Here is a 1,640-nt window from a genome sequence, read left to right as displayed (position 1 = left end):
CGTGGAGCGCTCGCTCCACGGGCCCTGCGCATCCGGGGCGGACCGGCCCGTCAGCCGGCCCACCTCACCGGACGCGGATCAGTAGATGCTCACGCCGTAGACGGACAGCGCCTCGAGCACGGGCTGGAAGATCGCGCCGCCCACGCCGTTGACGCAGGAACCGGTGCCGCCGGAGTGGATGCCGAACGCGACGTTGTTCACGAAGTGCGCGCCGCCGCTGTCGCCGCCCGCCGAGCAGGCGTTGGTGCGCACCATGCCGTGCACCGCGCCCTGGCTGTAGTTGACGGTGACGTTCACCGCCCGGACGGTGCCGTTCGTCACGCCGGTGGTGCTGCCGCTCTTGCGGATGGCCTGGCCGACCACCGGGTCACCGGCCCGGGCGATGTCCTGGTACGAGCCGTTGTACAGGTTGACGCGGCCCGGCGCCTGGGAGTTGTCGGTGTAGCGCACGATGCCGTAGTCGTTGGTCGGGAAGCTCGTCCCGGCCCGGACACCGATGTTGTGCCCGCCGTTGGAGGCCTGCCAGTTGGCCGAGATGTTGGTGCAGTGACCGGCGGTCAGGAAGTACTTGACACCGCCCTTGGCGACGTTGAACGCCGCCGAGCAGCGGCTGCCACCGGCCCAGATCGCGTCGCCGCCGTTGACCTCCGTGGTGTAGGTGCCCTCGACCCTGGTCAGCCGGGCGGAACCGCCCAGGTCCTCCACGACCTCGTCCAGCTGGGCGAGTTCGTGCGCGGACACCGACTCGTCGACGTGCACCTCCACCCGGTTCGTCACCGGGTCGACACCCCAGGAGGTGCCGGGTATCGCCGCGCGCTCGGCCAGTGTGTCGACGGCCGCCTCCAGCTGGGCCGGGCCGCGCGAGACGCGTCTGGGCACGGCGCCGGCCGCACGCACCTTCCGCTCAGCGGCGGTGTCGGTCACGTTGACGGTGAGTTCACCTGTTCGCGGGTGCAGATAGGCGCCGGTGGTGCGGGAGCCGAGGGACTTCTCCAGGCTCGCCGCCGTGCGCATCTCGGCCTGGGACGCCGTCGGGCCCGGGGCGGGTGCCGGGGTGTCGGCCGCGGTGGCGGTGCCCGCCGAGAGCGGGACGAGGGCGAGTGCCGCGGTGGCCGCGAGAACGGCCACCGGCCTGCGGCGACCGGTCTGCGGGCGTGCGGAGGTGAGGAACGACATGGGGGGTCCTCCCAGTGGGGGCCGGAAGCAAGCGCCAAGGGCCGGACGGCCTGTTGGCGGGGTGCGCTGTTCCTAGAGGACTGACGGCCGGGGGTGCCGGCCACGGCTGACGGCGACGTGGAGCGTGCCCGTGGGGAAGGGCATCCGTGCCGGTACGAATGTCTAGCCGATGGGATGATCGCCGCGCAATAGCCCGGGCAGGCAAGGCTGTTCGCCACCTGACGCCGGTCGGCAAGCGGGCGCCGAGCGGGCAGGCACACACGGAAGCGGGCATTCCGCGGCCTGTCCGGTCGTCGCCCCGGCGAGCAGCGGCCCGGGATGATCCGGCACCGTCCGGCCCGTCCTGCGGTGACGCGAGGGGGCGGGGCGAGGCGGCGTCACCCGTGCCGTCCGCGAAGCGCAAAGCCCGATCCTGCCCGCTGCGACGCGGCTGCTGCCACGGTGGCCGCAGTGGCGGGGGTGAC

1 protein-coding gene is annotated in these 1,640 nt (G+C 73.0%); it reads right to left on the bottom strand.

Features of this window, described 5'->3' with window-relative positions:
* Window positions 1–78: 78 nt before the first annotated feature.
* On the bottom strand, window positions 79–1,176 hold the full coding sequence (locus tag ACYVE9_RS25885; protein WP_461030321.1) for a S1 family peptidase: 1,098 nt from the start codon (window positions 1,174–1,176) through the stop codon (window positions 79–81).
* Window positions 1,177–1,640 lie beyond the last annotated feature (464 nt).

The sequence above is a fragment of the Streptomyces sparsus genome, assembly GCF_054776295.1.
Note: the sequence above shows the minus strand (reverse complement) of the source record. Positions and strands in the feature narration are given on the sequence as shown.

Bases quoted from the DNA above. Each gene is read 5' to 3' on its own strand.
- ACYVE9_RS25885 (WP_461030321.1), bottom strand. From the start codon at position 1,176: ATGTCGTTCCTCACCTCCGCACGCCCGCAGACCGGTCGCCGCAGGCCG.